Below are 2,982 nucleotides of genomic sequence, written 5' to 3'. Positions count from 1 at the left end.
TGCTGCCCTTATGTATCTTTATGCTTTGCGGCCTGCCAGAACTTTTTCCTGGCAGGCCGCTTTTCGACAAGCTGGGACCCGGACGATTATTCGTCCGGGTCTTTTTTGCTTTTTGTGGGGCTGCCATCCTGCTCCCGGCGAATGTCCTCCGGCTCCAGGAAGATATGCTGACCGTCTGGCAGAACAAAGGCAACCCGACACCCAGCGAATTCAGCAATACGAATCAAATCATCAGCGGAAAAGCGGTTGTTGGTCATTTTGTTGTTCATGCTCTGCTTGGAAACGCCGTATAGCTCCGCTAAATCAATATTTCGTTTCCCGGCCAAGGCTAAAATGGCGCGTACCTTATCGTTTACCATTTTGCGGCCTCCTTTCTTACCAATACTATATCACCATAATGATTTACTTGTCAACAAAAATTTTTATAAAAATAACGAAAAAGGTGTTTACAAGTAAATGAGAATGATGTACTATATAACCACAACAAGAAACGCCCCGAACAAAAAACTTGGGAGGTCACAAGAATGTACGACATGATGAAGAAGCAGAACTTCGGTGTGGAGATTGAGCTGACGGGTATCACCCGCGAGCAGGCCGCCAACGTCATCGCCACTTACTTCGGAACCCAGACCCGCTACCTTGGCACCTACTACGGCACCTACGGTGCCACCGACCGGAAGGGCCGCACCTGGAAAGCCATGTCCGATGGCAGCATCCTCACCGAGCGCAAGTCCGCCAGCCACGGCCGCGTCTCCGCTGGCACCGCGTACTCCTGCGAGGTCGTGACCCCCGTTCTTCAGTACGAGGACATGGAGGACCTGCAGAATGTCATCCGCGCTCTCCGCGAGGCCGGTGCAATCGCCAACAGCTCCTGCGGCATCCACGTCCATGTGGACGGCAAGAACCACACTCCCGCCAGCCTGACCCGCCTGATGAACTTTGCCATTGGCCGGCAGGACCTGTTCTATGAGGCCCTGGAGATTGGTGAGCGCGCCAACCGCTGGTGCAAGAAGATGAACTCCACTCTGCTGAAAGCCATGAAAGATGACAGCGAGAAAACCACGAACAGCCTCGAGCGCATCTGGTACAGCGCCGCCAACGATGGCTACACCGACGGTATCAACCACGAGCACTACAACACCAGCCGCTACCACGGTGTTAATCTCCACGCTTTCTTCACCAAGGGGACGGTCGAGTTCCGGCTGTTCAACGGCACCACCCACGCTGGCAAGATTAAGGCCTACGTCCAGTTCTGCTTGGCCATGAGCGCCTGGGCTATTGACTGCCAGGACACCCGGCTCTACTTCAAGGGCTGTGCGGGCTACACCGCAGAGCAGAAGGCCACGCTGATGACCAATGTCCTGGTGAAGCGCCTGGGCCTGGGCGGTGCGGAGTTCAAGACCTGCCGCCACCACCTGACCGCTCCCTTTCGCCCCCAGGCCCAGGCAGAGGCCGGGGTAGCTTAACAACAAACCGGCTGACCTACCGGCCATACGGGGAGAACGGAGGAAGCTATGAAACGGAAATACTACATCGCCTATGGGAGCAACCTGGACGTTGACCAGATGCTCCACCGCTGCCCGGATGCGCTCACTATTGGCCGCTCCACCATCGACGGTTACAAGCTGGTGTTCCGGGGGAGCAGCCGCTCGGGCGTTGCCAACATTGAGCCTTGCGACGGAGCCAGCGTCCCCGTTGGTATCTGGTCCATCAGCCCCTCGGACGAAGACGCCCTGGACTGGTATGAGGGCTTCCCTCGGCTGTACGTCAAGCAAATGTTCACGCTGCAAGTACGAGGGAAGAAGGTAAAGGGGATGGCTTACGTCATGACCCCCGGCCACGCAATCACCCCGCCGGCGAAGCAGTATCTTAACACCATCATGGAGGGATACAGAGATTTTGGATTTGACCCCGCGCCGCTGCGGGCGTCTGACCGTCAAGGAGCGGTTGACTACCAACGCCCTGAGCCGCCACGCTGACGTCTACATCTGCGACGCCTGCGGCAACGACGAGGCAGTTCGGGAGATGAAAGGGGATCCCCTTCCGCTCAAGGACTGGGCGATTGCCAAGATTCCCCGGTAAGCAAAAAGGGGCAGTGGTCCCCGGTCAAGGATAACCACTGCCCCGCCTCACCACGGAGGACCGGGAGAACCCGGCCTCCAGCGTACCAGAACAGATAGAAAAATTCAAGGAGGAATACAAAAATGATGTTGTCCGAATTTGTGGAGCGCACCGGCTTCGAGCCGATGCCCGCCGAGTACGCCAAAATCGAAGAGGCTTATTGCGGCTTCAACGGTGATAAAGACGCTTTCTGCAAGGCTTTTGTCGCTGGCGATGGGGAGAAGAAAATCTATCAGGCCCGGGCCGCCGAGATTGACCGGCTGAACGGCAAAATCTTGGATATGGATAAGACCTTCCAGCAGAGCAGCGCGGAGTATGAGCGCGAGTGCAGGAAACATGACCTCAGCACCGAGCGCGTCCCCTTCCAGCGTAATGGCAGAAAATATATTGCCCTTATTACGCGGCCTCCAAAAACAGAATCCAGCGTGGAAACCTGGGCGCTGCTCACCGCCACTGGAACTATGCAGCTGCTTCATGGAATTATTAACGGCGTTAACGCGAATTATCTTGGGAAATTGGCGGCACAGGGATATTTCCAGTGTAACCAGAATACCGCGCAACAGCATCCTGAGCAGATGAGCCTGTTTTAAGTCCGCCTGTAAGAGCGCCAGCCCCAAAACGCAAAAACAGCCCTTTGCGAGAGAATATTACATCTCCCGAAAAGGGCTGGTTCCTGTTTCTGTATTCTTCTGTCTGTCTACGCCGCCCGCAGTAGGTGCAGCAGACCCGCGCCCAGTGCTGTTGCCAGAACGCCAGCCACGCCGTACAGGAGCTTTTCCACCAGGCCGTCCCAGCGTTTGGCGGGCTTCTTCTCTATGGCGTCCACCTTCCGCCCCAGATTGGTCACGTCGGTTTTAATCT

Annotated in this window: 5 protein-coding genes; 4 read left to right on the top strand and 1 reads right to left on the bottom strand. The window is 56.1% G+C overall.

Annotated elements, in window-relative coordinates:
• Positions 1-86: 86 nt before the first annotated feature.
• Positions 87-359, bottom strand: a complete 273-nt coding sequence (locus D1159_RS18575) for a helix-turn-helix domain-containing protein (protein WP_161847076.1) — start codon at positions 357-359, stop codon at positions 87-89.
• Between the two features lie 165 nt (positions 360-524).
• Between D1159_RS18575 and D1159_RS18570 the strand changes: the two genes are divergently transcribed.
• From D1159_RS18570 to D1159_RS18560, 4 genes are all read left to right on the top strand, one after another.
• Positions 525-1,466 (top strand): amidoligase family protein, encoded by a 942-nt coding sequence (locus D1159_RS18570; protein WP_243152402.1) that lies wholly within the window; start codon positions 525-527, stop codon positions 1,464-1,466.
• Between the two features lie 48 nt (positions 1,467-1,514).
• Positions 1,515-1,979: a gamma-glutamylcyclotransferase family protein gene (locus D1159_RS18565; RefSeq protein WP_161847075.1), complete on the top strand. Its 465-nt coding sequence runs from the start codon at positions 1,515-1,517 to the stop codon at positions 1,977-1,979.
• Positions 1,948-2,082 (top strand): hypothetical protein, encoded by a 135-nt coding sequence (locus D1159_RS20145; RefSeq protein WP_279280123.1) that lies wholly within the window; start codon positions 1,948-1,950, stop codon positions 2,080-2,082. Before D1159_RS18565 ends, D1159_RS20145 begins: the two co-directional genes overlap by 32 nt.
• Positions 2,083-2,204: 122 nt before the next feature.
• A complete protein-coding gene (locus D1159_RS18560; protein ID WP_161847074.1) occupies positions 2,205-2,711 on the top strand; it encodes a hypothetical protein in 507 nt (168 codons plus the stop codon).
• The last annotated feature ends 271 nt before the right edge of the window (positions 2,712-2,982 follow it).

Source organism: Pseudoflavonifractor sp. 524-17 (assembly GCF_009935845.1).
In the GTDB taxonomy this organism is placed as follows: Bacteria; Bacillota; Clostridia; order Oscillospirales; family Oscillospiraceae; genus Pseudoflavonifractor_A.
This window is presented reverse-complemented; position numbering and strand designations above follow the sequence as displayed.

Coding starts and splice junctions, on each gene's coding strand:
- D1159_RS18575 (WP_161847076.1), bottom strand. CDS start 359: ATGGTAAACGATAAGGTACGCGCCATTTTAGCCTTGGCCGGGAAACGA.
- D1159_RS18570 (WP_243152402.1), top strand. CDS start 525: ATGTACGACATGATGAAGAAGCAGAACTTCGGTGTGGAGATTGAGCTG.
- D1159_RS18565 (WP_161847075.1), top strand. CDS start 1,515: ATGAAACGGAAATACTACATCGCCTATGGGAGCAACCTGGACGTTGAC.
- D1159_RS18560 (WP_161847074.1), top strand. CDS start 2,205: ATGATGTTGTCCGAATTTGTGGAGCGCACCGGCTTCGAGCCGATGCCC.